The organism is Nocardia arizonensis (assembly GCF_001310275.1).
GTDB lineage: Bacteria > Actinomycetota > Actinomycetes > Mycobacteriales > Mycobacteriaceae > Nocardia > Nocardia arizonensis.
Window position 1 is genome coordinate 43,949 of sequence record NZ_LGYZ01000009.1, and the last position, 23,055, is coordinate 67,003.

The 23,055-nt window shown below is 68.5% G+C and carries 24 protein-coding genes; 12 read left to right on the forward strand and 12 right to left on the reverse strand.

Going from position 1 to position 23,055, the window contains the following annotated elements; all coding sequences use genetic code 11:
* Window positions 1–92 precede the first annotated feature (92 nt).
* The 3 genes from APZ21_RS36130 to polA all read left to right on the forward strand — a co-directional run bounded on the left by APZ21_RS36130 (window position 93) and on the right by polA (window position 4,749).
* Window positions 93–788, forward strand: a complete 696-nt coding sequence (locus APZ21_RS36130; RefSeq protein WP_307588998.1) for an ABC transporter ATP-binding protein — start codon at window positions 93–95, stop codon at window positions 786–788.
* A gap of 162 nt (window positions 789–950) precedes the next feature.
* Entirely contained in the window at window positions 951–1,955 is a 1,005-nt protein-coding gene (locus APZ21_RS01630) for a neutral zinc metallopeptidase (protein WP_054811397.1), read from the forward strand.
* Window positions 1,956–2,010: 55 nt separating this feature from the next.
* On the forward strand, window positions 2,011–4,749 hold the full coding sequence (gene polA, locus APZ21_RS01635; RefSeq protein ID WP_054811398.1) for a DNA polymerase I: 2,739 nt from the start codon (window positions 2,011–2,013) through the stop codon (window positions 4,747–4,749).
* Window positions 4,750–5,025: 276 nt separating this feature from the next.
* Here polA and APZ21_RS01640 read toward each other — a convergent pair whose 3' ends face one another.
* A complete protein-coding gene (locus tag APZ21_RS01640; RefSeq protein ID WP_054811399.1) occupies window positions 5,026–5,634 on the reverse strand; it encodes a TetR/AcrR family transcriptional regulator in 609 nt (202 codons plus the stop codon).
* Window positions 5,635–5,698: 64 nt separating this feature from the next.
* Between APZ21_RS01640 and APZ21_RS01645 the strand changes: the two genes are divergently transcribed.
* The gene (locus APZ21_RS01645) at window positions 5,699–7,000 is read left to right on the forward strand and encodes a YhgE/Pip domain-containing protein (RefSeq protein ID WP_054811400.1); all 1,302 of its coding nucleotides are present in this window, start codon (window positions 5,699–5,701) and stop codon (window positions 6,998–7,000) included.
* Here the strand turns inward: APZ21_RS01645 and APZ21_RS01650 are convergent.
* Window positions 6,928–7,308, reverse strand: coding sequence for a DUF6191 domain-containing protein (locus APZ21_RS01650; protein WP_371852368.1), 381 nt, complete (start codon window positions 7,306–7,308; stop codon window positions 6,928–6,930). The genes APZ21_RS01645 and APZ21_RS01650 overlap by 73 nt on opposite strands.
* A gap of 362 nt (window positions 7,309–7,670) precedes the next feature.
* Here APZ21_RS01650 and APZ21_RS01655 point away from each other — a divergent pair, with 362 nt between their 5' ends.
* Window positions 7,671–8,099, forward strand: a complete 429-nt coding sequence (locus APZ21_RS01655) for a 2-isopropylmalate synthase (RefSeq protein ID WP_054811401.1) — start codon at window positions 7,671–7,673, stop codon at window positions 8,097–8,099.
* Between the two features lie 83 nt (window positions 8,100–8,182).
* Here the strand turns inward: APZ21_RS01655 and trxA are convergent, their stop codons facing one another.
* Entirely contained in the window at window positions 8,183–8,554 is a 372-nt protein-coding gene (gene trxA, locus APZ21_RS01660) for a thioredoxin (protein WP_054811402.1), read from the reverse strand.
* Between the two features lie 258 nt (window positions 8,555–8,812).
* Here trxA and mbp1 point away from each other — a divergent pair, with 258 nt between their 5' ends.
* Window positions 8,813–9,058 (forward strand): microaggregate-binding protein 1, encoded by a 246-nt coding sequence (mbp1, locus tag APZ21_RS01665; RefSeq protein WP_054811403.1) that lies wholly within the window; start codon window positions 8,813–8,815, stop codon window positions 9,056–9,058.
* 4 nt (window positions 9,059–9,062) lie between these two features.
* Here the strand turns inward: mbp1 and APZ21_RS01670 are convergent, their stop codons facing one another.
* Complete coding sequence (locus APZ21_RS01670) at window positions 9,063–9,581, reverse strand: flavin reductase family protein (RefSeq protein WP_054811404.1); 519 nt, start codon at window positions 9,579–9,581, stop codon at window positions 9,063–9,065.
* A gap of 72 nt (window positions 9,582–9,653) precedes the next feature.
* On the opposite strand from APZ21_RS01670, the gene APZ21_RS01675 reads away from it, so the two are divergent.
* Entirely contained in the window at window positions 9,654–10,301 is a 648-nt protein-coding gene (locus APZ21_RS01675; protein ID WP_239476443.1) for a TetR/AcrR family transcriptional regulator, read from the forward strand.
* 34 nt (window positions 10,302–10,335) lie between these two features.
* Here the strand turns inward: APZ21_RS01675 and APZ21_RS01680 are convergent, their stop codons facing one another.
* On the reverse strand, window positions 10,336–11,772 hold the full coding sequence (locus APZ21_RS01680; RefSeq protein ID WP_054811406.1) for an NAD(P)/FAD-dependent oxidoreductase: 1,437 nt from the start codon (window positions 11,770–11,772) through the stop codon (window positions 10,336–10,338).
* A 193-nt stretch (window positions 11,773–11,965) separates the two neighbouring features.
* Here APZ21_RS01680 and APZ21_RS01685 point away from each other — a divergent pair, with 193 nt between their 5' ends.
* Genes APZ21_RS01685 through APZ21_RS33585 form a run of 3 tightly spaced genes read left to right on the forward strand, consistent with a single transcriptional unit; the run spans window position 11,966 to window position 14,437 of the window.
* Window positions 11,966–12,649, forward strand: a complete 684-nt coding sequence (locus tag APZ21_RS01685) for a TetR/AcrR family transcriptional regulator (protein ID WP_054811407.1) — start codon at window positions 11,966–11,968, stop codon at window positions 12,647–12,649.
* Window positions 12,650–12,702: 53 nt separating this feature from the next.
* The gene (fadD1, locus tag APZ21_RS01690; protein ID WP_054811408.1) at window positions 12,703–14,310 is read left to right on the forward strand and encodes a fatty-acid--CoA ligase FadD1; all 1,608 of its coding nucleotides are present in this window, start codon (window positions 12,703–12,705) and stop codon (window positions 14,308–14,310) included.
* Window positions 14,297–14,437: a hypothetical protein gene (locus APZ21_RS33585; RefSeq protein WP_156370555.1), complete on the forward strand. Its 141-nt coding sequence runs from the start codon at window positions 14,297–14,299 to the stop codon at window positions 14,435–14,437. The genes fadD1 and APZ21_RS33585 overlap by 14 nt, the downstream gene beginning before the upstream one ends.
* Window positions 14,438–14,475: 38 nt before the next feature.
* On the opposite strand, the gene APZ21_RS01695 is transcribed toward APZ21_RS33585, so the two are convergent.
* From APZ21_RS01695 to APZ21_RS01705, 3 genes are read right to left on the reverse strand one after another with little or no spacing between them, the layout of a single operon-like run.
* Window positions 14,476–15,258 carry an SDR family NAD(P)-dependent oxidoreductase gene (locus APZ21_RS01695; RefSeq protein ID WP_174553640.1) on the reverse strand — a complete coding sequence of 261 codons (783 nt, stop codon included), beginning with the start codon at window positions 15,256–15,258 and terminating at the stop codon, window positions 14,476–14,478.
* Complete coding sequence (locus APZ21_RS01700) at window positions 15,255–16,232, reverse strand: alpha/beta hydrolase (protein WP_054811409.1); 978 nt, start codon at window positions 16,230–16,232, stop codon at window positions 15,255–15,257. The genes APZ21_RS01695 and APZ21_RS01700 overlap by 4 nt, the downstream gene beginning before the upstream one ends.
* Window positions 16,229–17,632, reverse strand: a complete 1,404-nt coding sequence (locus APZ21_RS01705) for a flavin-containing monooxygenase (RefSeq protein WP_054811410.1) — start codon at window positions 17,630–17,632, stop codon at window positions 16,229–16,231. Before APZ21_RS01705 ends, APZ21_RS01700 begins: the two co-directional genes overlap by 4 nt.
* A gap of 139 nt (window positions 17,633–17,771) precedes the next feature.
* Here APZ21_RS01705 and APZ21_RS01710 point away from each other — a divergent pair, with 139 nt between their 5' ends.
* The gene (locus APZ21_RS01710; RefSeq protein WP_054811411.1) at window positions 17,772–18,377 is read left to right on the forward strand and encodes a TetR/AcrR family transcriptional regulator; all 606 of its coding nucleotides are present in this window, start codon (window positions 17,772–17,774) and stop codon (window positions 18,375–18,377) included.
* Between the two features lie 105 nt (window positions 18,378–18,482).
* Here the strand turns inward: APZ21_RS01710 and APZ21_RS01715 are convergent, their stop codons facing one another.
* Window positions 18,483–19,061 carry a TetR/AcrR family transcriptional regulator gene (locus tag APZ21_RS01715; RefSeq protein WP_054811412.1) on the reverse strand — a complete coding sequence of 193 codons (579 nt, stop codon included), beginning with the start codon at window positions 19,059–19,061 and terminating at the stop codon, window positions 18,483–18,485.
* Between the two features lie 96 nt (window positions 19,062–19,157).
* Here APZ21_RS01715 and APZ21_RS01720 point away from each other — a divergent pair, with 96 nt between their 5' ends.
* Window positions 19,158–19,817 (forward strand): class I SAM-dependent methyltransferase, encoded by a 660-nt coding sequence (locus APZ21_RS01720; protein WP_054811426.1) that lies wholly within the window; start codon window positions 19,158–19,160, stop codon window positions 19,815–19,817.
* A 16-nt stretch (window positions 19,818–19,833) separates the two neighbouring features.
* On the opposite strand, the gene APZ21_RS01725 is transcribed toward APZ21_RS01720, so the two are convergent.
* The 3 genes from APZ21_RS01725 to APZ21_RS01735 are packed head-to-tail and all read right to left on the reverse strand — an operon-like array spanning window position 19,834 to window position 22,866.
* Window positions 19,834–20,877, reverse strand: coding sequence for a prenyltransferase (locus APZ21_RS01725; protein ID WP_054811413.1), 1,044 nt, complete (start codon window positions 20,875–20,877; stop codon window positions 19,834–19,836).
* Complete coding sequence (locus APZ21_RS01730) at window positions 20,864–21,595, reverse strand: class I SAM-dependent methyltransferase (RefSeq protein ID WP_054811414.1); 732 nt, start codon at window positions 21,593–21,595, stop codon at window positions 20,864–20,866. Before APZ21_RS01730 ends, APZ21_RS01725 begins: the two co-directional genes overlap by 14 nt.
* Window positions 21,589–22,866: a glycosyltransferase family 4 protein gene (locus APZ21_RS01735; RefSeq protein ID WP_054811415.1), complete on the reverse strand. Its 1,278-nt coding sequence runs from the start codon at window positions 22,864–22,866 to the stop codon at window positions 21,589–21,591. The genes APZ21_RS01730 and APZ21_RS01735 overlap by 7 nt, the downstream gene beginning before the upstream one ends.
* Window positions 22,867–23,055: the final 189 nt, after the last annotated feature.

The window sequence follows — 23,055 nt, forward strand, 5'->3', positions numbered from 1 at the left end:
TCGAGGTGAGCGAATCCGCGCGCCCGGCCGTTCCCGGCGCGCGCCCGGCCCGTGACTTCAGCCGTGCCCCGGTGCTGCTCGAGGTGCAGGACATGGTCGTCAACTACGGCAGGATCCAGGCGCTGCACGGCATCTCGTTGCGGGTCGCCCAAGGTGAGCTCGTCACGCTGCTCGGCGCGAACGGCGCGGGCAAGACCACGACCATGCGCGCGCTGTCGGGGCTGTTGCCGCTGACGGCGGGCCGCATCATGTTCGAGGGCCGCGACATCAGCCGGATGAAGGCGCACGACCGCGTGGTGCGCGGCCTGATCCAGGCACCCGAGGGCCGCGGCGTGTTCCCCGGAATGACCGTGCAGGAGAACCTCGACATGGGTTGCTACGGGCGGGTTTTCAAGCAGAAGGCGGAATACTCGCAGACCCTGGAGTGGGTGTTCGAGCTGTTCCCGAGGTTGGCCGAGCGGCGCAGACAGGTCGGCGGCACCATGTCCGGCGGTGAGCAGCAGATGCTGGCCATCGGGCGGGCGCTCATGTCGCGGCCGCGGCTGCTGCTGCTCGATGAACCGTCGATGGGTCTGGCGCCCATGGTCATCCAGCAGATCTTCCGCATCGTCGGCGAGATCAACGAGCAGGGCACCACGGTGCTGCTGGTCGAGCAGAACGCCCAGCAGGCTCTCGCGCGCAGCGATCGCGCCTACATCCTGGAGACCGGTGAGGTCACCAAGTCGGGTGCGGGCGCCGCGCTACTGGACGACCCGGCGGTGAAGTCGGCTTATCTCGGTGTGGGTTAGCGCTCGTCTCGGTGCGGGCCGGATCGGTTTGCCAGAGCCCCGGAAATGCGCGCCGGACTGTGGTTGTACGGGGTTGCCCGTACAATCGCCCGAGTTGCGAGTCGGTGGTGGTTCGGGTTCCATTGATGATGCTTTCGATGGTGCTCGATTGAGGATTCACGCATGGACAGGCCGCAAGCGATCCTGACGGATCGAATGCGGCGCGGGCCGCGCGGACAGGTGGTGATCGCCTTCGGCGTGGTCGCCGTGCTGCTGGCGGCGGTGATCGTGGCCGCGTGCCGATCCTGTGCGGGCGAGGACACCCGTACCACCCAGGCGGTCTTCGCCGCCGACGGTGTGCCCGGATTCCACGGCGGCGTCCCCGATTCCAGCGATCCGGTGCGCGACGGCGCGCCGCCGGTCGCCCCGGCCCCGCTCGCGGGCGCGGCCACCGCGCGAACCGCCGTGAGCAGGGCGGTGTACGCGCTCGCCGATCATCCGCTCTTCGCCCGCCACGTCGGCCTGGAGCGGGTGAGCTGCGCGCTGCCGCAGTGGCGGGACGACCCGGCCGCGGCGCGTGAGTTCTACCGCGCGGCGATCGACTGCCTGGACGCGTCATGGGAGCCGACGCTGCGCGGTGCCGGGCTGCCCTTCCGCTCGCCGCGGCTCCTGGTCTCCGATCGGGTGTCCGAGGTCGGCGCCACCTGCGCGCCCGGTTCGGTGCGGACGCGCGATGCCTACTACTGCGCGAACACCGAGACCATTCTCATGTCCGCCGCTTCGCCGCGCTCGGCGTCCTCCTCGCGGCGCGGCGCCCAACTCGCCGCACTCGCTCACGAATACGGCCACCACGTACAGACAGTCATCGGCGTCACCCGCGCCTACCAGGACAAACGCGCCGGTCTCGGCTGGGATTCGGCGGCGGGCCAGGAACAGGGCAGGCGAATGGAATTGCAGGCGGGCTGCTTCTCCGGCGTGTTCCTCGGCACCAACGTGGGCCGCGGCGACATCGATGAGCGGACCTGGGCGGAGGCGGCCGTGAGCAATCGCGAGGCGGGCGACCGGCCGGGACAGGCGCGCGTGCACGGCAGCGACGCCGATGTGTGGGGCTGGTGGAAGTGGGGCTCGGATACCGGCGACACCTGGGAGTGCAACACCTGGTACGCAGCGCCCGTACACGTCGACTGAGGTCGCCGGGTGTCGGCGTGTCACCCTGTCGGTGCCGGTCCCTAGACTCTGGGGGGTGAGTTCACCCACGACAGCGCAGCGCCAGACCCCCGGCCCGAGTCACGCGGCCGGTGCCGACCGTCCGACTCTGCTCCTGTTGGACGGGCATTCGCTCGCCTACCGCGCGTTCTTCGCGCTACCGGCGGAGAACTTCAAGACGGTCACCGGGCAGACCACCAACGCGGTGTACGGCTTCACCGCCATGCTGATCAACTTGCTGCGCGACGAGAAGCCCACCCATGTGGCGGCGGCTTTCGACGTCTCCCGCAAGACCTTCCGCACCGAGGCGTATCCGGAATACAAGGCCAATCGCAGCCAGACTCCCGACGAATTCCGCGGCCAGGTCGAACTCACCAAGGATGTCCTCGGCGCACTTGGCATTCCGGTCATGGCGATCGATGGCTACGAGGCCGACGATGTCATCGCCACCATCACCACCCAGGCCGTGCCGCAGGGTTTCCGTGTGCTCATCGTCACCGGCGACCGGGATTCGATCCAGTTGGTCAGCGGCGATGTCACGGTGCTCTACCCGCGCAAGGGCGTCTCCGATCTCACCCGCTTCACCCCGGAGGAGGTGATGTCCAAGTACGGCCTCACCCCGGCCCAGTATCCTGATTACGCGGCGCTGCGCGGCGATCCGAGCGACAACCTGCCTGGCATACCCGGCGTCGGCGAGAAGACCGCGGCCAAATGGGTACGCGAATTCGGCGATCTGGCGACCTTGGTCGACAAGGTGGACGAGGTCAAGGGCAAGGTCGGCGACGCGCTGCGCGCCAATTTGAGCAGTGTCGTGCTCAACCGACAGCTCACCGAGATGGTCAAGGACGTCCCGCTGCCCTACACCCCCGACCAGCTCGCCCAGCAGCCCTGGGATCGCAACAAGATCCACCAGCTGTTCGACGATCTGGAATTCCGGGTGCTGCGCGATCGGCTGTTCGAGACGCTCGCGCCCGCGGAGCCCGAGGCGGAGGCCGGATTCGAGATCAGCGGCGGCGCGCTGGATGTCGGGGCGGTCGCGGACTGGCTCGCCGAACACGCGAAAGCCGGTGTGCGGCACGGACTCTCGGTGGTCGGCACCGGCATTCCCGCCAATGGCGACGTGCGCGCCCTCGCCATCGCGGCGGACGACGGTGAGGGCGGCTACATCGATGTCACCGTCCTCACCCCCGAGGACGAGGCCGCCCTCGGCGCGTGGCTGGCCGATCCCGAGGTGCCGAAGGCGCTGCACGAGGCCAAGGCCGCCATGCACGCGCTGCGCGGCCGCGGCTGGACCCTTGGCGGTCTGACCAGCGACACCGCCCTCGCCGCCTATCTGGTGCGTCCGGGGCAGCGCACCTTCAACCTCGATGACCTGTCGCTGCGCTACCTGCGCCGGGAATTGCGCGCGGAGACAGAGGAGGCTCCGCAACTGTCGCTGCTCGACGACGAGGACGCCGTCGACGCGGAGCTGGCGCAGGCCGAGATGCTGCGTGCCCGCGCGGTTCTCGATCTGGCCGAGGCGCTGGACGGCGAACTGCGCGATATCGAGTCCACGCCGCTGCTCGCGGAGATGGAACTGCCGCTGCTCGGTGTGCTCGCCACCCTCGAGGAAACGGGTATCGCGGTCGACGTCACCCGACTGGAATCGTTGCAGCGCCGCTTCGCCGACAAGGTCGCCGATGCCGCCGAGGCCGCGTACGGGGTGATCGGCAAGCAGATCAACCTGGGCTCGCCCAAGCAGTTGCAGGTGGTGCTGTTCGACGAACTCGACATGCCGAAGACCAAGCGCACCAAGACCGGCTACACCACCGACGCCGACGCGCTCGAGTCGCTGTACGAGAAGACCGAGCATCCGTTCCTGCGGCATCTGCTCGAACACCGCGACGCCACCCGGCTCAAGGTCACCGTCGACGGGCTGCTGAAGTCGGTGGCCGAGGACGGGCGCATCCACACGACCTTCAACCAGACCATCGCCGCCACCGGCCGTCTGTCCTCCACCGAGCCGAATCTCCAGAACATCCCGATCCGCACCGACACCGGCCGCGAGATCCGCGACACCTTCGTGGTCGGCCCGGGCTACGCGGAGTTGATGACCGCCGACTACAGCCAGATCGAGATGCGCATCATGGCGCACCTGTCGGGGGACGAGGGCCTGATCGAGGCGTTCAACTCCGGGGAAGATCTGCACAGTTTCGTGGCCTCCAAGGCGTTCGACATCCCCATCTCCGAGGTCACCCCGGAGACGCGCAGGCGGATCAAGGCCATGTCCTACGGTCTGGCCTACGGATTGAGCTCCTTCGGACTCGCGGCCCAGTTGCGGATCAGCACCTCCGAGGCCAAGGAGCAGATGGACATCTACTTCGCGCGCTTCGGCGGTATCCGCGACTACCTCCACGAGGTGGTCGAGCAGGCGCGCAAGGTCGGCTACACCGAGACGCTGTTCGGCCGCCGCCGCTACCTGCCGGATCTGGACGCGGGCAACCGCCAGCGCCGCGAGGCCGCCGAGCGCATGGCGCTCAACGCCCCCATCCAGGGCACCGCCGCCGACATCATCAAGGTGGCGATGATCGAGGTGCAGAAGTCGATCGAGCAGGCCGGTCTGCGCTCGCGCATGCTGTTGCAGATCCACGACGAACTCGTCTTCGAGGTCGCCGAGGGGGAGCGGGAGGAGTTGGAGCGGTTGGCGAAGGATCGAATGGCCTCGGCGATCGCGCTGTCGGTGCCGCTGGACGTCTCGGTCGGCACCGGGCCCAGCTGGGATTCGGCCGCGCACTAGCGCGCCGATTACACCGACGAGTCCTACGGCCGGCGATCCCGAGAAAGAACACGCGGCCGAGGAAACTCCACACCGGTTGCACACCAGGAGTCTATGGATCCGGCGCCCGACCGAACTGACCTGCGCCCGGCGACGTGCGGATTCTATTGAGCGTGAGGGGAACTCGTAGTCCGGTGCACGGCGGGATCTGATCGGGACCAGCCTGTGACGGCGTCGGCCCGCAGATGGCCGCCGCCGGTCTCGAGGCTGATGCCGAGCTCGCGCCGAGATGCTGGTCTAGATCGGCTCCGGTCGCGGGCGGAGGCCGAGCATCACGTGGGTGATGGTCTCGTCCAGCCATTCGTCCGCGGCGGCCGGTGCCACCAGCCCCGAGCCGAGAAACGCGGCCAGCCCCTGGAGGGCGGCCACCCAGGTCAGGGCTATGCGGCGCGGATCGCCCGCGATGATCTCGCCGCGCGCCTGCGCCTGTGCGATCAGCGCGACCGGTGTCGCGAAGGCGCGATCGACCGCGCGTGACATCTCGTCGCCCGCGACCGGACTGTGCCTGCGGGCGAACATCAGGGCCAGCAGTGCCGAATTCTCCGTGGCGAAGCGCAGGTAGGAGTTCGCCAGCGCGCGCATGGGCTCCTCGAACGCGATGCCCGGCACGGGCTTCTCGAACGAGTCCGCCAGTCGCTCGAATCCGGCCACCGCCAGTGCGTCCATCAACGCCTGTTTGTCCCGGAAGTGCCGGGTCGGCGCGGCGTGGCTGACGCCGATATCGCGGGCGAGTCGGCGCAGTGACAGGCCGTCGACACCCGATTCCCGCAGCGTGGCCTCGGCGCGCTGGAGCAGTTCGGCGCGCAGATCGCCGTGGTGGTAGGAGCGGACCCGGGTGAAAGACATGGTGGGACCAGGCTAACAAAATGTAGGCGTTGACTACTTTGTTGGCGCTGCCTACATTCGGTCCATGACGGTTCGGACCTTCGCCGCCCCGATCGCGCTGTTGGCGGTCTTCGGGTCGCTGCTCGCCACGATGTATCTCGGTTACGCCGCCAATACCGAGAAGAACCTGCACGACTTCCCGATCGCCCTGGTGAATCAGGATCTCGGGGAGATCGTCGACGGCGAACCCGCCAACTTCGGCGGCGAGATCGCCGACGCGCTCATCCGCGGCATACCCGCCGACAAGGTGGATCTACGGGTCGTCGGAATCGCCGAAGCCCGAGCCCAATTGAAGTCCGGGCAGGTCTACGGCGCCATCGTCATACCGTCGGATTTCACCCAGCGACTGGTGATCCTCGGCATGGGCGCGGTAGTGCCGGGCGATATCGAACAGCCGGTGATCACCGTGTACACCAATCCGCGGATCGGGCCGTACACCACCGGGATCACCCAGCGCATCGCCGATCGGGCGCTCACACAGGTCTCCGCGACGGTCGGCCGCGATCTCACCGAGCGCGTCGACGCGACGCTCGCCGCGGGCGCGGCGAATTCGGGCGCGGCCGCCGGTCAGGTCAGCGGTGCGGCCCGGTTGACGATCGCCGATCCGGTGCGGGTGATACAGAACCCGTACCGCCCCGTGCCGGACAACGCGGGACAGGGTCTGGTCGCGTTCTTCTACACGCTGATCCTGCTGCTCGCCGGGTTCACCGGCGCCATGATCATCAACACGCTGGTCGATTCGGCACTCGGCTTCACCCCGACCGAATACGGTCCCTGGTTCGTGCACCCGCCCGCGACCGGCCTGAGCCGATTCCGCACTCTGTTGCTCAAATGGGCGATCATCGCCTTGGCCGCGCCGATGCTGTCGGCGATATTCCTCGCGGTCGCGCACCTGATCGGCATTCCGCTGCCGGGGGCACTGCTGCTGTGGCTGTACGGCACGTTCGCCATCGTCTCGGTTGCGGTCACCGCGCTGTCGGTGCTGGCCGCCTTCGGCACGGCCGGTCTGCTGGTGAACCTGGTGCTGTTCGTGGTGCTCGGCCTGCCGTCCTCCGCGGCGACGGTGCCGCTCGAGGCGGTGCCCGGTTATATCGCCGTGCTCGGCGGCTTCGAACCCATGCACCAGATATATCTCGCCGTACGTGCCATCCTGTTCTTCGACGGGAGCGCCGAGGCCGGTCTGGCGCACGGACTGGGGATGACCGCGGCGGGGCTGGCCGTCGGCGCATGTCTCGGGGCAGCGGTGACGATCGCCTACGATCGCAGCGGGTTGCGGCGCGAGGCATCCGGGTCGGTGCCCGCGGCGGTGCCCGCGCCCGCGGGCTGAGGCGTGTCGCGGGCGAGGAGGGTCGCCGAACCGGCGCGCAGGTCCACCTCGGCGCGAGGGGGCGCGCCGTCGCCGGGGTCCTCCCGGTGCATGAGCGCGGTCGTGCGTTGTTCGAACTCGTGGTGCTTGCCGCCCTGGAACAATGCGGCGACCTCTTCGAAGCCGCTCGCGGCCACCGGACGGCCGGTGCGTTGCGGCCACGGCAGGAATCGATTTCCGGTCAGCCGATTCCACAGCACCTCGGCGAAGGCCAGTGTGATGAGCGACACCGCGAGACCGGGAATGGTCATGGCCATCAGCAACCCCATGTGAGCCACCGTACCCGGCCGTCGACGCCGAGCCGCCACGCCTGCGGGCACGGGGTCTGAACTGCGGCGATGAATTTCGCGATTAGCGGAAAACGGGCATCGGATGAGGTTGCTATCGGGCCGCGGAATGCCTATTGTCGATCGCGTGCCGAATCCCGCCCAGTGCCACAGCGCCGCGCTGACAGTCGCAGACCGCGACAGCGCGATGCTACTTCCGCTTACCGCGATGGCGGCGCGGGCGCGACTTCTCGTAGTAACCCGCCGTAGCGGGGTCTGATTCGGACCGGCCCCCTCGCTGCGGGCTGCCGATTGTTGATGCTGGTCCCCCCTCCACCGACATCTTCGGGAAGACCTCTACTGCAATGACGATCCTGACTCTCGACACACAGACCTTCATCGCCGCCGCCCCCAAGAGCCTGCGGGCGGAAACGTCCGGGCTCACCCCGGCGGAGTTCTACGACCGGTACTGCGCGCAGTCCGGCTCCATTCGGCTCTCCGAGTGGTCGCTCGGACAGGGCGCCGAGCGCACCGCCACGTTGGAATTCGCCGATCATCTGCGGTCGGTCGCCACCACCGGAAGTCCGGTGGCGGCGCTGACCTCGGCGTTGTATGACGAGGGCTATCCGGTCGAAATCCTGCAATTCCATCAGCGCCGTACCGCGGACGGCACCGCCACCTTCGTGCGGTGCGAATTCGACGGCAGGCGCGGCTGGGGCGCGGCGCTGGCCGACGACGGCGCGGAATCGACTGTCCGAGCGATGATTTCGAGTATCAACCGACTCGGTTCCTGAATCGGACGACGCCCGACACGACGATCGGGCCCGTGAACCGAGAAGGTTCGCGGGCCCGATCGGGGTGTCGGTGCGGACTCGCGTTACTCGGACGCGGCCTGTTGTTCGGCCAGCTGCTTGCGCACCTCGTCCATATCCAGCGCCTTCACCTGGGTCACCAGATCCTCGAGCGCCGCGGGCGGCAGGGCGCCGGGCTGGGCGAAGACCAGCACGCCCTCGCGGAAGGCCATGATGGTCGGAATCGACCGGATATTGGCGGCGGCGGCCAGACCCTGCTCGGCCTCGGTGTCCACCTTGCCGTGGACCACGTCGGGATGCGTCTCCGAGGATGCCTCGAAGGTCGGGGCGAAGCTGCGGCACGGTCCGCACCAGGAAGCCCAGAAATCGACGAGTACCACGTCGTTTCCGGTGACTACCTCATCGAAGTTCTTTTGGGTCAGCGTCTGGGTGGCCATGACGTCCGTCCTCTCGTCTCGTCTGTCGCAGGCTGTAACGCCGTGTGCTCTGTATATCTTCCATGTCGACATCGGTGGCAGCCGCGGCGTACACGACGTTCTCCCCTCGAGTACCCGTTCGACCCGCCGGGAATCGTGCGACGGATGGACACGCGGCGGCGGTCTCGACCTTCGCGAGCGCGCCGCCGGATGTTTGAAGTCCGCGCACCGGGTATGCCTGCCCTCGGCAAGGAGATTCCGAGACATGGGAGGTAACGAGTGTCTGAACATGCGAGCGGACCCCGTGAGGCCGTCGAAGGCGTCATCGAGGACATCAAGGGTCGGGCCAAGAAGGTGGCAGGAACCGTGACCGGTGACAGCAACCTCGAGGAGGAGGGCCAGGCCCAGGTGGACAAGGCGGAGGCGCAGCGCTCGGCCGCGCGCAAGGAGGCCGAGGCCGAGGCGGCCCGTAGCGCCGCCGATGTCAACGAGGCCCGCCAGAGCGCCAAACAGAACGGCGGCTGATCCCTCACGCCTCGTGGCCCGGTTCGAGGTCGGCGACCCGGTCGTAACGCATGGCGTCGACCTCGCTCCCGGGTGCCGAACCGGCCTCCGGGGCGAGAACGAAACCGACGTGGTCGCCGAGATCGTGGCGGGTGAGGACTCGCCCACAGAACCATCCGGCGGCCGCGTCGAGTATCGGCAGGTTCGCGGGGCCGGGATGCCAGTCGCAGTGCGCGAATTTGTCGATCTCGTCGCCGGTTTCCGCGCCGAACAAGGTGGCCAGCGAGAGCTGGTCGCGGTCGAGTAGATGGACCGCCAGATGGTGGGCGTTCTCGGCCAGCCGATAGGTGTGGTTGGCTTTCGAGATACAGACGAGGAATCGCGGCGGGTCGATGCTGACCTGAGTGGTGAACCCGACCAGACATCCGGCGCGATCGGGGCCTTTGCGGACGGTCACAACGAAAACCGGGTAGTCCGCGCGGGCGACGAGCGCGTCGAAGATGGCGGAGGTATTGGCGGAGGTGTCGGCATTGCCTTCGTACATGAGCGCTCCTTCCTCTCGGAACCACTCGATGGTACGGCCCGTGCCCGGGCGGGGCGGCGCTACTGTGGTCATGTGGGTCGGCCAGATCACGAATCACAATCGGAGCAGATCGTCACGGTCGTGCTGGAGTTGCTCGAGTCGCAGGGATACGACGCGGTCCAGCTCAGAGAGGTAGCCCGGCGTGCGCACGTCTCGCTGGCCACGGTCTACAAGTGGTTCCCGACGCGTAACGAACTCATCGTGGCGGCGGTGCGGCGCTGGATGGCGGTCCACTGCTATTCGTCGGTGACGAAGCCCGACCCGCAGGAGTCGCTGCGCGACGGGCTGAGGCGGTTGCTGCGGAGCGTCTTCGAACCGTGGGAGCGCAATCCCGAGATGCTCGAGGCGTACTACCGGGCGCGCGTCGGCGCGGGCGGGCATCGGCTCGACGTGCAGGGGATGGAGGCGGTGTTGCCCGCGGCCGATCCGCTCGTCGAGGGCGCCGATCCCGACTATGTGCGGGACATCGGCCTGATTCTGGCCAATATGACCTTCGCGCTGATCGGTCGATTCGTCGACAAGAGTCTCGACATCACCGAGATCCTGCCCGCCCTCGATCGCGCCGTCTACCGGCTGACCAGTGACAACGAGAGCGAAGCCGCGGCCGCGCGCGGTACGGCGCGCGCGAACCGGGGCGCACGGATCGATCCCTCCATGGCCGCGCCGTTCGACCGGCGCTGACCAGGTCTCCTCCGATCCGCTTCACGTGGTGTGATCAGGCTGTCGCCGAATCGAATTCGGCGACGATCGCGCTGCCGCGGTGAACGGCGACCGATGTCGCGGACGGGTTCGGCGGGTGCAGCGCGCGCCGCGACTCGAGCCATTCCGCGGCGGTGTCGCGCAGTTCGCGGACTATGTCGCCGAGTACCGCGCTCGGATGGGCGCGTGAGCGCCACAGTGCGCGGGTGGACAGCAGCACCGACTCGCGCGGGGTGAACAGTTCACCGGGTTTGCGTGTGCGGGAAAAGATCTCGATGATCGCGGCGGCGAGTACGGGATCGCGCACGGCGTCGTGGTACATCTCGACCTCCCACGGGCGCATGGCCTCCCCGCGCGCGAGTCGATTGGTCCACCGGTACACCTCGAGGCATTCGCGCAGGCGCAACTCGGCCCAGCCGCGGACCACCGCGTCGAGGGCGACCGGATTGTCCAGTACCGGCAGTATCCGCCGGGCGAGTTCGCGGCCGTAGTGCATGGCGTCGCGGATGCCCTGCGCGGTGACCGGATCCTTGAAATGTCCCGCGTCACCGGCCAGCGCCCACCCCGGACCCGCGGAGTGCCGGAAGTAGGAGGACAGTCCGGTCGCCGAGCGCACTCGGCCCACCTGGGTCGAACCACGCAGGCGCGCACCGAGTTCCGGCAGTCGCGCGATGGCCTCGTGGTAGCGGCGGTCGGCCTCGCCGGGGCGCAGCGGACCCGTGGCCGCCGGCGGCTGTACCAGACTCAGGACCAGTCCGTCGTCACACGGGAAGGCGGTGCCGAGGTCACCGCCCGCGCGCCACTGCGCCGCGATATGGCGGTGGTCAGGGTCGGCGTCGCGCCAGTAGGCGAAGTAGCAGTCGCGCCCGCTGGGCTGCGCGAGGAAGGGTTCCTGCGCGCCGACCAGTCGGGCCACGGTGCTGTGCCGCCCGTCCGCGCCGACCACCAGGGACGCGCGAATCTCGCGGGAGACGCCGTCGGGATCGCGGTACCGGACGCCGCGGCAGCGGCCGTGTTCCCGAATCAGTTCCAGCACACGGCATTTCTGGCGGACATCGGCGCCCGCCGCGACCGCGGCGTCGACCAGTGCGGCGTCGAGGTGGACGCGGCGCACGCACAGCGCGTAGTCGGTGCCGTCGAGGGCAGTGAAGGGAGCCGTCATGCGGTGGCCCGCCCCGACGGCCATGGCGGTGGTGAGTCGAGGCGCGCCGATGGCCTCGACGCGCTCGAGCACGCCGAGTTCGCGCAGTTCGAGCACGCCCGCGGGCCACAGTAGGTGAGTGGAGAGCGCATCGGAGGGGAAGGCGGCACCGTCCAGGACGATGACGCGACGACCGGCCGAGGCCAGCGGTATCGCGGTCGCCGAGCCCGCGCAGCGCGCGCCGACGACGACGACATCGCTGTCCTCGGTGAGGGTGGTGTCCTCGGTGGGGGTGGCGGATGACTCGCGCATGGAAATCGCCTCGGTCAGTGCGTATCGGCCGATGTGGATCGGACAGTATGTATCGGACAGTGTGTCCGATACATCATGTTGCGGCCGGCGTCGAATGTCAACGGATGTGGGTATCGCGGCAGAATGTCCGCATGGACCAGCCACGCGACCCACGATTACCCCGGTTGTCGGACCTGCGGCGGACGGGGTGCGGATGTCCTCGCTGACCCGTGTTCCGCGCTCGGCCCGCAAACAGGCCGACGACCGCCGCGCGGATTTCGAGCAAAGGGTCCTGCGCGCGGTCGAGGAGCTGCTGGCCGACGGCACGCCCTACACGGAGATCGCGGTGCAGAAGATCGCCGCGGCCTCCGGTGCGGCCCGGTCGACGTTCTATCGGTACTTCCCCGACAAGAGCAGGCTGTTGATCAGGATGGCGGAGCTGGCGACCGCCGATCTGTTCGCCGCCGCCGAGCAGTGGTGGCGAACCGAGCACACCGACCGGCAGAGCGGGGTGGTGCGGGCGATCGGCGCCATGATCGCCAGCTTCCGCGAGCATCGCTACCTGCTGCTGGCATTGAGCGAGGTCTCCGCCTACGACCGTGAGGTCGGCGCGTACTGGCGCGAGCGGCTGGCGGTCTTCGCGGATATGGTGCGCCGCCGCCTCGAGGCCGACCGGGATCGGGGCGCCATCGGCTCGGCCGTCGACCCGGCGGCCACCGCGATCGTGTTGACGGCGATGGTCGAGCGCTCGATCACGGTCGTGTTCTCCGAGACCGACGCGGAATCCGCGATCGCCGACGAGGCGCTTGCGGCCGCTATCGGCCGGGCCATCTGGCTGGTCGTCTACGGCGACGCGCCCGAGTGCGACGACGCGGCGACCGGCGGACATTCGCAGTAGACAATTTTTCCAATCTGTATACTCGGAAGCCGAACGCGTTCTAGATTTGCGCCATGGCTGCAACGGTCACCGAACTTCTGTCAGAGCGTTCCGACGACGACACCCGCGCGATCACCTATCGCGGACGAACCTGGACCTGGCGTGAACACATCGCCGAAGCACGCCGCCTGGCCGCGGCGATCCTGTCACTGGCCGATACCGATCGGCCCATCCACGTCGGCACCCTGTTGGGCAACACACCCGAGATGCTCACCGCGCTCGCCGCGGGCGCGCTCGGCGGTTACGTCACCGTCGGCGTCAACAACACCCGCCGCGGCGCGAGCCTGGCCGACGACATCCGGCGTTCCGACGTGCAGATACTCATCGTCGACGCCGAGCACCGCCCGCTGCTGGACGGACTCGACCTCGTCGGGGTCCGCGTCCTGGACAGTTCCTCGCCCGAGTGGGCCGAACTGCTCGCGGGCGCGGGGGAACTGACACCGCACAGCGTGCCCGAGGCCACCGATACGTTCATGCTCATCTTCACCTCGGGCACCAGCGGGAATCCGAAGCCGGTGCGGCTGGCGCACATGATGGTCCCCTTCGCCGGGCCGCCGCTGGTGGACCGTTTCGGCATCGGTTCCGACGACGTCTGCTACCTGTCCATGCCGCTGTTCCACTCGGCGGCGATCCTCGGCGGCTACTGCGTCGCACTGGTCAGCGGCGCGGCGATGGCGCCCGCCAAATTCTCGGCCTCGACCTTCCTCGTCGATATCCGTGCATACGGCGCGACCTACATGAACTACGTCGGCAAACCGCTGGCCTACATCCTCGCTACCGAGGAGCGACCCGACGACGCGGACAATCCGCTGCGCGTCGCCTTCGGCAACGAGGCCACCGATCGCGACATCGAGGAATTCGGCAGGCGTTTCGGCGCCACCGTGTGGGACGGCTTCGGTTCGACCGAACTCGCCATCATCATCACCCGCGAGCCCGGCACCCCACCCGGTTCCATCGGCAAGGGCTATCCCGGTGTGGCCGTGTACAATTCGACGACCGTGACGGAATGTCCGCGCGCGGTCTTCGACGAGAACGGCGCGCTCGCCAATCCGGAGGAGGCCATCGGCGAACTCGTCAACGCCGACGGCACCGGCCTGTTCATGGGCTACTACGGTGACGAGGGCGCGACCGCCGAACGCACCCGGGGCGGGCTGTACTGGTCGGGCGATCTGGCCTACAAGGACGCCGACGGGTGGATCTACCTGGCGGGCCGCACCGCCGACTGGATGCGCGTGGACGGGGAGAACCTGGCGGCCGGGCCGATCGAGCGCATACTCCAGCGCCTGCCCGCGATCAGCCGGGTCGCGGTGTACGCGGTGCCGGACGAGCGGGTCGGCGACTGCGTCATGGCCGCGATCGTGCTGCGCGACAACGAGACCCTGACACCCGGCGAGCTGGCCGACTTCCTGGCCGCGCAGCCCGACCTCTCACCCAAGGCGTGGCCGAGCTTTGTGCGGTTGGCGGCGGATCTGCCGACCACCGCCACCAACAAGATCCTCAAGCGCGCGCTGGTGCAGGAGGGCGCCACCGCGGGCGAGGGCGTCCTCTGGTCCCGCGCGCCGCGGTCGCGGACCTACGAGATCGCCGACGCGCAGGTCGGGAGTGCCGGTGTCCTCGGCTGAGGCCCGGGAGCGGCAGCCGAGGTGCGGCGCGGCGGCGCCGACCGAGCGCGGGGACCTGATGTTCCGTACCATGCTCGAACGCGCCGCGGCCGCCATCGACGATCTGTCGCCCGGCGCGCTTGGCTGATACGCCGCACGGACAACCGTGGTCGCCCGTGCGGCCTGTTACGGTGTGTCCCCGGCGGATTCGGCCATCGCCTTGACGCGGCCGAGGACATCCGGATAGCGGCGCAGGTGCGCGCCGCCGTTGAGGTCGATGGCCGAACCGGTCATCCACGCGGTCTTGTCGGAGGCCAGGAACGCGACGGTGTCGGCGATCTCCTCGGGGGCGCCGCTGCGACCGAGCGGCGTGTTCTCGATGTACTCCTCGGTCAGTCTGGGCACCAGGGAGATGCCCGCGACCAAGGGGGTGTCGACCAGGCCGGGGGAGATGGCGTTGACCCGCACACCGCGCTCGGCCAATTCCAGCGCCGCGACCTCGACCAGCATGAGGACACCGGCCTTGGCGGCGCAGTAGGAGGCCAGGCCCGTGCCGGGTTGGCGACCGTTGAGCGAGGCGATGCAGATGATGCTGCCGCCGTCGGCGATATGGCGACCCGCGTGCTTGAGCACGAGGAAGGTCCCGGTCAGGCACACGTCGACGGTGGTCTGCCAGTGCGCCAGTTCGAGTTCGGTGATCGGGCCGGGTATGGACAGACCCGCGCAGTTCACCACCGCGTGCAGACCGCGCCTGGCCTCGAGGCCCTCGGCCACCGTCACCTCGTCGGTGACGTCCATCTCCAGCGCGTCCGCCTCGGGACCCAACCGCTGCGCCGCGGCGCGCGCCGCGGCCTCATCGATATCCGCGATGGTCACCCGGTAGCCCTCGGCGGCCAGTGCGTGCGCACTGGCGAGGCCGATACCGGATGCTCCGCCGATGACCATCGCCGACCGGCGATCGGTGCTCATGCCGATTCCTCCACACCGGCCACCGTAGGCCATGTGGCCGTCCTCGGCGCGGCCGTCCCGGCATCGAGCAGATGCCGTCGCAGGAAACGGATCTGGTGGGCGATGGCGGGTTCGAACCACGGATTGCCCGCGAACAGGTCGAAATGGTCGCACGGATAGTGCCGTACCTCGGCGCGCGCCTTGAACGCGGCCTTGGCCGCGGCGTGCGGGGGCACGGCGCGGTCGAAGTCGGCGATCTGCACCAGTACCGGCGCGGCGATGCGGTCGGCGTGCCGGTCGGCGCGGTAGCCGCCGAGTTCCAATCCGACCGCCGCGTCCACTTCGTTGCGCCAGGTCGGCCCGGCCAACGCGGTGTAGCTCTCGTAGTAGCCGTCGGCGGTCAGGGCCGCGCGCTCGCCCGGTCTGCCGACCAACGGCATCATGGTGGGCGTGCCGCCGAGCCGTCCCGCGACGGCGCTGCGCACGCCGGTCACCGTCGAGCGCGCGACCGCGGCGAGTCCCACCTGCGCGAGTGCGTAGCGGCCCGCGGAGAGGCCGTCGATCATGGGCACCATCGCGATCACCGCGCTGATGTCGCGGCGGTCGGCCGCCACACTCATGGCGTGTCCGCCCGACTGCGAGATGCCCCACAGCACAATGCGTTCGGGGTCCGCGCCGGGCTGCCGTCCGGCCGCGGCGACGGCCGCGCGGTAGTCCTGTGCCTGTCCGCGCAGGGAGATCCGCTGGCGCGGTTCGCCTTCCGAGGCGCCGAAGCCGCGATAGTCGAAGGCGAAGACCGCGAGACCGGCCGCGGCGAGTCGCTCGGCGAAGGGCGCGAGTCCGCAATCCTTGGTGCCGCCGAAGCCGTGCGCCATCACCACCACCGGGCAGCCGCGCTCGCCCGCGTGGGCGCTGTCCGGGGCGGGATCGAAATACCAAGCGTCGCAGGTGGTTCCGTTCGAGGAGAAGGAGACCTGTCGAGGGGTCGTGCTCATTGTCGCGCTCCTGTCGCCGAACCGGATACCGCCGCCGTCGATTCCGCGGCGGTGTCGGACAATTCGGCCCATCGCGGTGGTCCCATTTCGCTCGCCCGCCGCGCCCCGGCGGGCAGTTCGCGGGTGCGCATATCGTGTTCGTAGAGGAAGTAGTCGACCTGCTGGGTGTGGCGCGGGCGGTCGAGCATGTGTCCGGTGTAGAACCGCTGGTCGGCCACGATCACCCGGCGCATCTCCTCGGCCGAGGGCAGCCGGTAGCGGCCGACGGCGTAGGCCCCGATGAGGCGGGCCTGGCATTCCACGAACGGGAACAGCGTCGGCGTGGACTGGGCGAATCCGGCGAACACCAGATCCTCGATGCCCGGATAGAACATGCGCTTGTACAGATCGATCCGATTGTCGGGCGCGCTGAGGAATTCGGTGTCGAAGAACGGGAAGGTGATGTTGTAGCCGGTCGCGTAGATGACGACGTCGAAATCGTCGCTGGTGCCGTCGGTGAAATGCACGGTATTGCCGTCGAGACGGGCGATATCGGGTTTGGGCGTCACATCGCCGGAGCCGAGGCGCAACGGCAGTTCCACCGACTGGGTCGGATGCGCCTCGAAGAATTTGTGGTTGGGGGTGGGCAGACCGTAGTTCTCCGGGCGGCCCGCCGTGAGCGGTTGACCCCACTGCGCGATCTTGCGCTGCCAGGAATAGGGGATGTGCGGACTGGTCCGGTAGTACTTGTCGGCCGGGCGGCCCGCGATGTACTTGGGCACGATCCACGCGCCCGAGCGTGTCGACAGACTCAGGCTGTTGCCCAGCGCCTTGGACGACAGTTCGACCGCGATATCGGCGGCGCTGTTGCCGAGTCCGACCACCAGGATGCGGCAGTCGGAGAAGTCCATCGGGGTGCGCGGGTCGATGTAATGGTGCGCGTGCAGTTCGGTGCCGGTGAACTCGCCGGGGAAATTCGGGTAGCGCGGGTCCCAGTGGTGTCCGTTGGCCACCACGAGCAGGTCGAAGTAGCGGGTGCCGGTGCGCTCGGTGCGCAGTTCCCAGCCGCCGTCGGGCAGCCTGCGCGCGTGTTCGACGCCGTTGGTGAACTCGATGCGATCGGTGAGGTCGAAGGCCGCGCTGTAGTCGTCGAGGTACCGCTTGATCTGGGTGTGGTGCGGGAAGTCGGGATAGTCCTGCGGCATCGGGAAGTCCCGGAACGACAGCTGATGTTTCGAGGTGTCGATGTGCAGCGACCGATAGGCGCTGCTGTGTCCGTTCGGATTGCCGAACGCCCAGTTGCCGCCCACCCGGTCCGAGGACTCGAAGCAGACGTAGGGCACGCCGTAGTCGTTGAGCATCTTGCCCGCGGTCAGACCGCTGATGCCTGCACCGATCACCGCGGTCCGCGGTTGGTACATGTGTTGTCCTTTCGTGCTTGTAGACAGATTTTGGAGAATGTCTACTAGTAGTCACATTCTCAGATGTGTCCACTCCTTGTTAGGGTTTTGGAGAAACCCACACAGTCGTTCCCCGACGCCGGACCCGAAAGCGAGACGCGTGACGGAGACACCGACGGCCACGGTGGTGGACCGCCTGCTGGATGCCGCGCAGAAGTTGCTGGCGGACAAGGGGATCAGGTCGACCACGGTGAGCGAGGTCGCCGAGGAGGCTGGTGTCTCGCGCGCCTGGCTCTACCGCCACTTCCCGGACAAGTCGACCCTGCTCGGCGCGGCGATCGTGCGGCTGACCGACGCGTTCTGGACCGACGCCAGGGCCGAACTGGACACCATCGCCACCTTCGGTGAGCAGCTCGCGGCGGGGGTGCGCATCGGCCGGGGCGCCTACGACGATCCGGGCGCGCTGCTCATGCGCCTTCGCATCGTCGAACCGGAGGAGTTCGCGGTGTGCGCCGGGGCGGGCGTCCACGGACTCGTGCCCGATCTGGCTCGATTCTGGCGGCCTTACGTGGACGCCGCCGTGGCGCGCGGGGAGGTGCACCCCGGTCACGATCCGGCCGAGGTCTCCGAATGGGTCGCCCGCATCTTGATCAGTCTGGGCACGGTGCCAGGCAACACCGTCGACCCCGACGATCCGGTGGCCGTCCATCGGCACCTGCGCCGCTTCGTGCTGCCCGGCCTGGCCGCCGATCCGAGCGAATCCTGAACCCGTGCCCGCGCGGCCGCTCCGTCGGAATTCGGACCGGCCGAATATCGGCTCGCATTCGATTCGAATAACCGTCGATATGCGGGACGAGTTATTCGGCGGCGGTCATTCGAGGGCGAGCAGTGCCGCGCGCGCCAAGCGGTCCGCGATATCGGAATACGATTCGTAGCCCATTCCGGCGCGGACCAGCGCGCCGGCGTACAGCAATTCCAGCGATTCGACGACATCGGGATCGGGTTCGGGTCCGAGCGCGCCAACGATGCGACGGCGGATCTCGTTGCCGATGCGCATCCGCAGATGTTGCACATCGGGATCGCGGCCGAGCAGCGCACTCGTCACCGCGCCGGACAATTCCGGTTCGTCGGCCACCAGCATCGCGATACCGCGCAACTCCTCGACCACGCGCACGGTCGAATCCGTATCCGTGCTGACCGGGGAGGGCGCGGTGTGCAAACGACGCCAGAATATCTCCGCGACGAGGTGTTCCTTCGACGAGAAATAGGTGTAGGCGGTGGCGGTGCCCACCCCTGCGGCGGTGGCGACCATTCGGATGGTCATCCCGGCGAAACCCTCCCGGGACAGGACTTCCACCGCGGCTCTCGTGAGCTTGTCGACGGTGTCCGCCTGTTTTCCGGTCAAGCGTCGACGCGTCGCCTCGACGGTCTTGGAATCACCTCTGGACATGTGTCTGGATGATACTATTCGGCAGGTTCGGGAGCAACAGCTCCGATTCGTTTTCGCTGGCAGTACAGCCCTGGCAGACAGGTGGACAGTTCGCTCATGGTATCGAGTTCCGCACCTTCTTCCGATATTGCTCGATGGGTCGAAGTCGCGACCGAGGCGCGCGGGTTCATGCCCGCCGACGAGGCGAAAGCCCTGTTCGACGCGGTGACGAGATATGCGCACGGCGGACCGGTCGTGGAGATCGGCACCTATTGCGGAAAATCGGCGGTATGGCTCGGCGCGGCGGCGCGTGAACGCAATTCCCTGGTTTACACCGTCGATCATCACCGCGGGTCCGAGGAACATCAGCCGGGCTGGGAATATCACGACGATTCGCTGGTAGACCCGGTGACCGGACGATTCGACACGGTCGCCGAATTCCGCCGCACCGTCGTGCGCGCCGGACTCGACGACACCGTGGTCGGCATCGTCGGCGATTCCGTCCAGGCCGCGGCCATCTGGCGCGTGCCCATCGATCTGCTGTTCATCGACGGCGGTCACACCGAGGCCGCCGCGGTGCGCGACTACGAGGGCTGGGCGAAATGGGTCGCGGTCGGGTCGGCGCTGGCCATCCACGATGTGTTCCCCGATCCGAACGACGGCGGTCGGGCGCCGTACGGCATCTACCGCCGCGCGCTGGACAGCGCCGAATTCCGTGAGGTCTCGTGCACCGGATCGCTGCGCGTCCTGGAACGGATCGCCGTCCCCGCCGCCTGAGATCCGGCGCGCCGGATCAGGCCATGACGTATCCGGCGCTCGCCCCGGCGACATCGCGGAAGATGCCGCCCGCGGGCGTCGCGCCGGACAGCGCGTCGGCGGCCAGCACGACCGCCGCGCCGGTCCAGGTGGTGCGCTCCTCGGGCCAGCGCTTGCCGTCGGCGAAGACCAGGCCGGTCCAGTACGAGCCGTCCTGTTCGCGCAGGTGCTGCATCGCCGCGAACAGTTCGCGCGCACGCTCCCGGTCGTCCAGGGTGTCCAGCGCCATGACCAATTCGCAGGTTTCCGCGCCGGTGACCCACGGCCGGTCGGCCACGCAGCGGATGCCGATATTGCCCACCACGAATTCGCTCCAACGCGCGGCGATGCGCTCGCGCCCCGCCGCGCCGGTGAGCGCGCCGCCGAGCACCGGGTAGTACCAATCCATCGAGTACCGGTCCTTGGCGGTGAACAGCTCAGGGCGGTGCCGCAGCGCGGTCGCCAGCCGGGTGCGCGCGGCATCCCAGGCGCGATGCTGTTCGCCGAGCCGCTCGGCCAGGGCGATGGCGCAGCAGATGCTGTGGTGGATGCTCGCGCATCCGGTGACCAGCGCCTCGGCGAAGATGCCGGATTCGTCCCTGGCCCAGAAGATCTGACCCTGCTCGCCCTGCATGCCGATCACGAAGTCGATGGCCGCCCGCACCGTCGGCCACATCTCGCGCGCGAAATCCGCATCGCCGGTGCACAGCAGATGGTGCCAGATCCCGGTGGCGACATAGGCGCAGAAATTGGTGTCGCTGTCGTCGAGTTCCACTTCGCCGCAACGGAATTGGCGCGGCCAGGAGCCGTCGGCGCGCTGGGTCGAGGCCGACCAGCGGTAGGCGGCCTCGGCCTCGGCGTAGAATCCGGTGGCCGACAGCGCCATCGCCGATTCGACGTGATCCCACGGGTCGGTGTGCCCACCCCGGAACCACGGTATCGCCCCTGACGACTCCTGTTCGGCGGCAATGGATTCGGCGGTCCGCAGACATTGACGCCTGCTCAGCGCGCCGGGGACGAAGGGCAGTTCAGACCGCGGCACGTCGCACCGCCGGCTTGGTGAAATACAGGGCGACGCTCTTGCCGACCAGCGGGTCGAGCATCGTCTCCGCGAGCCGGGTGGCGCGCGGTCTCCCCATCATGTCCCAAACCAGCAGTCGGTGATACGCCTTGACCAGTACGTGGTTCTCATTGCGCACGCCCACAGCGCATTTGAGCCACCAGTACGGCGAATGCAGCGCGTGGGCGTGGTGTCGGTGGGTGAAGCGGACACCGTGCGCGCCGATCTTGGCGCGCAGTTCGTCGGCGCGGTAGATGCGGACGTGCCCGCCCTCGTTGCTGTGGTACTCGGTGGACAGCGCCCAGCAGACCCGCTCGGGCAGCCAGCGCGGCACCGTCACCACCAGTTGTCCGCCCGGTCGCAGCACCCGCGCGAGTTCCGCGATGGCGGCGTCGTCGCGCGGAATGTGCTCGAGGATCTCCGAGGCGATGACGACGTCGAATTCCTCGTCCTCATACGGCAGGGCGAGCGCGTCACCGCGCACGGCCCGCGCTTCGGCCGCCGCGGGAGCCTGACCTTCCTGCGCCATCGCCTTCAGCATGATCTCGACGTTCGCCAGCTCGTCGGCATCCTGGTCGAAGGCGACGACGTCGGCGCCGCGCCGGAACGCCTCGAAGCTGTGGCGGCCCGCCCCGCAGCCGACATCGATGACGCGGGTGCCCGGGCCGATGCCGAGGCGATCGAAGTCGACGGTCAGCATGCGGAACCTCCTGCGGGGTGATGGGGCCGAGGCGCGGGTGCCGTCGTCCGCCGGTCGATGGCCTGTTGATAAACCTGAACGGTGCTGGCGGCGACCGACTCCCAGCTGAAGACGTTCACCGCGCGCTCACGACAGGCCAGCCGCATGGCAGCGCGCTGCCGCGGCGAATCGAGCAGCGCGCCGATGGCGCGCGCGAGCGCCGCCGTGTCGCCCGGCTCGACGAGCTCGGCGCAGACGCCGGATTCGCCCACGACCTCCGGCAGCGCGCCGGTGCGACTGACGACCAGCGGGGTGCCGCTGGCCATCGCCTCGACCGCGGGCAGCGAGAATCCCTCGTACAGCGAAGGGATACAGGCGATCTCGGCCGAGCGCAGCAGTTCGGCGAGTTCGAGATCGGTCAGTCCGCAGCGGACGGTGACGATATCGGACAGACCGAGTTCGGCGATGGCCTTCTCGGTCGCCCCGTTCGGCTCGAGCTTGGCGACCAGCTGTAATTCGACGGTGTGCGTGACGCGCAGCCGGGTCAGTGCCCGGAGCAGGTGATGTATGCCCTTGAGCGGTTTGTCGGCGCTGGCCACCGCCACGATCCGTCCGGGCTGCCGGGGTCGGTCGTCCGGCGCGAACAGCGTCGTGTCGACGCCGAGCGGCACAACCTCGAGCTGGTCGGGGCGGACCCCGAAATCGGCGACGATATCGGCGCGGGAGGATGTCGACACCGTCAGCAGGTCCGGGATCTGCTCGGCCACTCGCTGCTGCATGCCGAGGAACCCGTACCAGCGCCGCACGAACGGTTTGCGCCGCCAGATCGCCGCGGCCAGGTCGACCTCGCGGTCCTTGGTGATCGGATGGTGGATGGTCGCCACCAACGGCAGGATGCGCTGGATATCGAGCAGGCCGCTGCCGAGGCACTGGTTGTCGTGCACCACGTCGAAGTCGGCGGCGCGATCGCGCAGCAGGCGGGCCGCGCGCATGCTGAAGGTCCGCGGCTCCGGGAATCCGGCGGTCCACATGGTGGCGAGTTCGAGCAGATCGATCCGGTCGCGAATCTCGCTGGGGTGCGGCGTGCGGAACGGGTCGGGGTCGCGGTAGAGGTCGAGACTCGGCACCTCGGTCAACTTGACCCGCTCGTCCAGTTCCGCCGGATAGGGCGGGCCGGAGAAGACCTCCACCGTATGCCCCAGTTCGGCGAGTCCGGCGCTGAGCTGCCGGACGTACACGCCCTGACCGCCGCAGTGCGGCTTGCTTCGATAAGACAACAAAGCAATTCGCACTAGCGGGTTCCTCCATCTGCGGGCAACACGATCTTGCGTAGTTTGCCCGATAAGCCATCGAGTCGGGCGTCCACCCCGAATGCGCCGGGTGCGTCGCCGCCGTGCGGACGGTCCGCACGCGCCGTCCGCACGCCGGTTGCGCTCATGACCGGAATACCTGTCCGCCGTCGATGTTGAAGATCTGGCCGG

Excerpts from the sequence above, each read along its gene's own strand:
- APZ21_RS36130 (WP_307588998.1), top strand. The coding sequence starts at position 93 with ATGGTCGTCAACTACGGCAGGATCCAGGCGCTGCACGGCATCTCGTTG.
- APZ21_RS01630 (WP_054811397.1), top strand. The coding sequence starts at position 951 with ATGGACAGGCCGCAAGCGATCCTGACGGATCGAATGCGGCGCGGGCCG.
- APZ21_RS01640 (WP_054811399.1), bottom strand. The coding sequence starts at position 5,634 with ATGTCTTTCACCCGGGTCCGCTCCTACCACCACGGCGATCTGCGCGCC.
- APZ21_RS01645 (WP_054811400.1), top strand. The coding sequence starts at position 5,699 with ATGACGGTTCGGACCTTCGCCGCCCCGATCGCGCTGTTGGCGGTCTTC.
- APZ21_RS01650 (WP_371852368.1), bottom strand. The coding sequence starts at position 7,308 with ATGGGGTTGCTGATGGCCATGACCATTCCCGGTCTCGCGGTGTCGCTC.
- APZ21_RS01655 (WP_054811401.1), top strand. The coding sequence starts at position 7,671 with ATGACGATCCTGACTCTCGACACACAGACCTTCATCGCCGCCGCCCCC.
- trxA (WP_054811402.1), bottom strand. The coding sequence starts at position 8,554 with ATGGCCACCCAGACGCTGACCCAAAAGAACTTCGATGAGGTAGTCACC.
- APZ21_RS01670 (WP_054811404.1), bottom strand. The coding sequence starts at position 9,581 with ATGTACGAAGGCAATGCCGACACCTCCGCCAATACCTCCGCCATCTTC.
- APZ21_RS01680 (WP_054811406.1), bottom strand. The coding sequence starts at position 11,772 with ATGCGCGAGTCATCCGCCACCCCCACCGAGGACACCACCCTCACCGAG.
- APZ21_RS01685 (WP_054811407.1), top strand. The coding sequence starts at position 11,966 with ATGTCCTCGCTGACCCGTGTTCCGCGCTCGGCCCGCAAACAGGCCGAC.
- fadD1 (WP_054811408.1), top strand. The coding sequence starts at position 12,703 with ATGGCTGCAACGGTCACCGAACTTCTGTCAGAGCGTTCCGACGACGAC.
- APZ21_RS01695 (WP_174553640.1), bottom strand. The coding sequence starts at position 15,258 with ATGAGCACCGATCGCCGGTCGGCGATGGTCATCGGCGGAGCATCCGGT.
- APZ21_RS01700 (WP_054811409.1), bottom strand. The coding sequence starts at position 16,232 with ATGAGCACGACCCCTCGACAGGTCTCCTTCTCCTCGAACGGAACCACC.
- APZ21_RS01705 (WP_054811410.1), bottom strand. The coding sequence starts at position 17,632 with ATGTACCAACCGCGGACCGCGGTGATCGGTGCAGGCATCAGCGGTCTG.
- APZ21_RS01715 (WP_054811412.1), bottom strand. The coding sequence starts at position 19,061 with ATGTCCAGAGGTGATTCCAAGACCGTCGAGGCGACGCGTCGACGCTTG.
- APZ21_RS01720 (WP_054811426.1), top strand. The coding sequence starts at position 19,158 with ATGGTATCGAGTTCCGCACCTTCTTCCGATATTGCTCGATGGGTCGAA.
- APZ21_RS01730 (WP_054811414.1), bottom strand. The coding sequence starts at position 21,595 with ATGCTGACCGTCGACTTCGATCGCCTCGGCATCGGCCCGGGCACCCGC.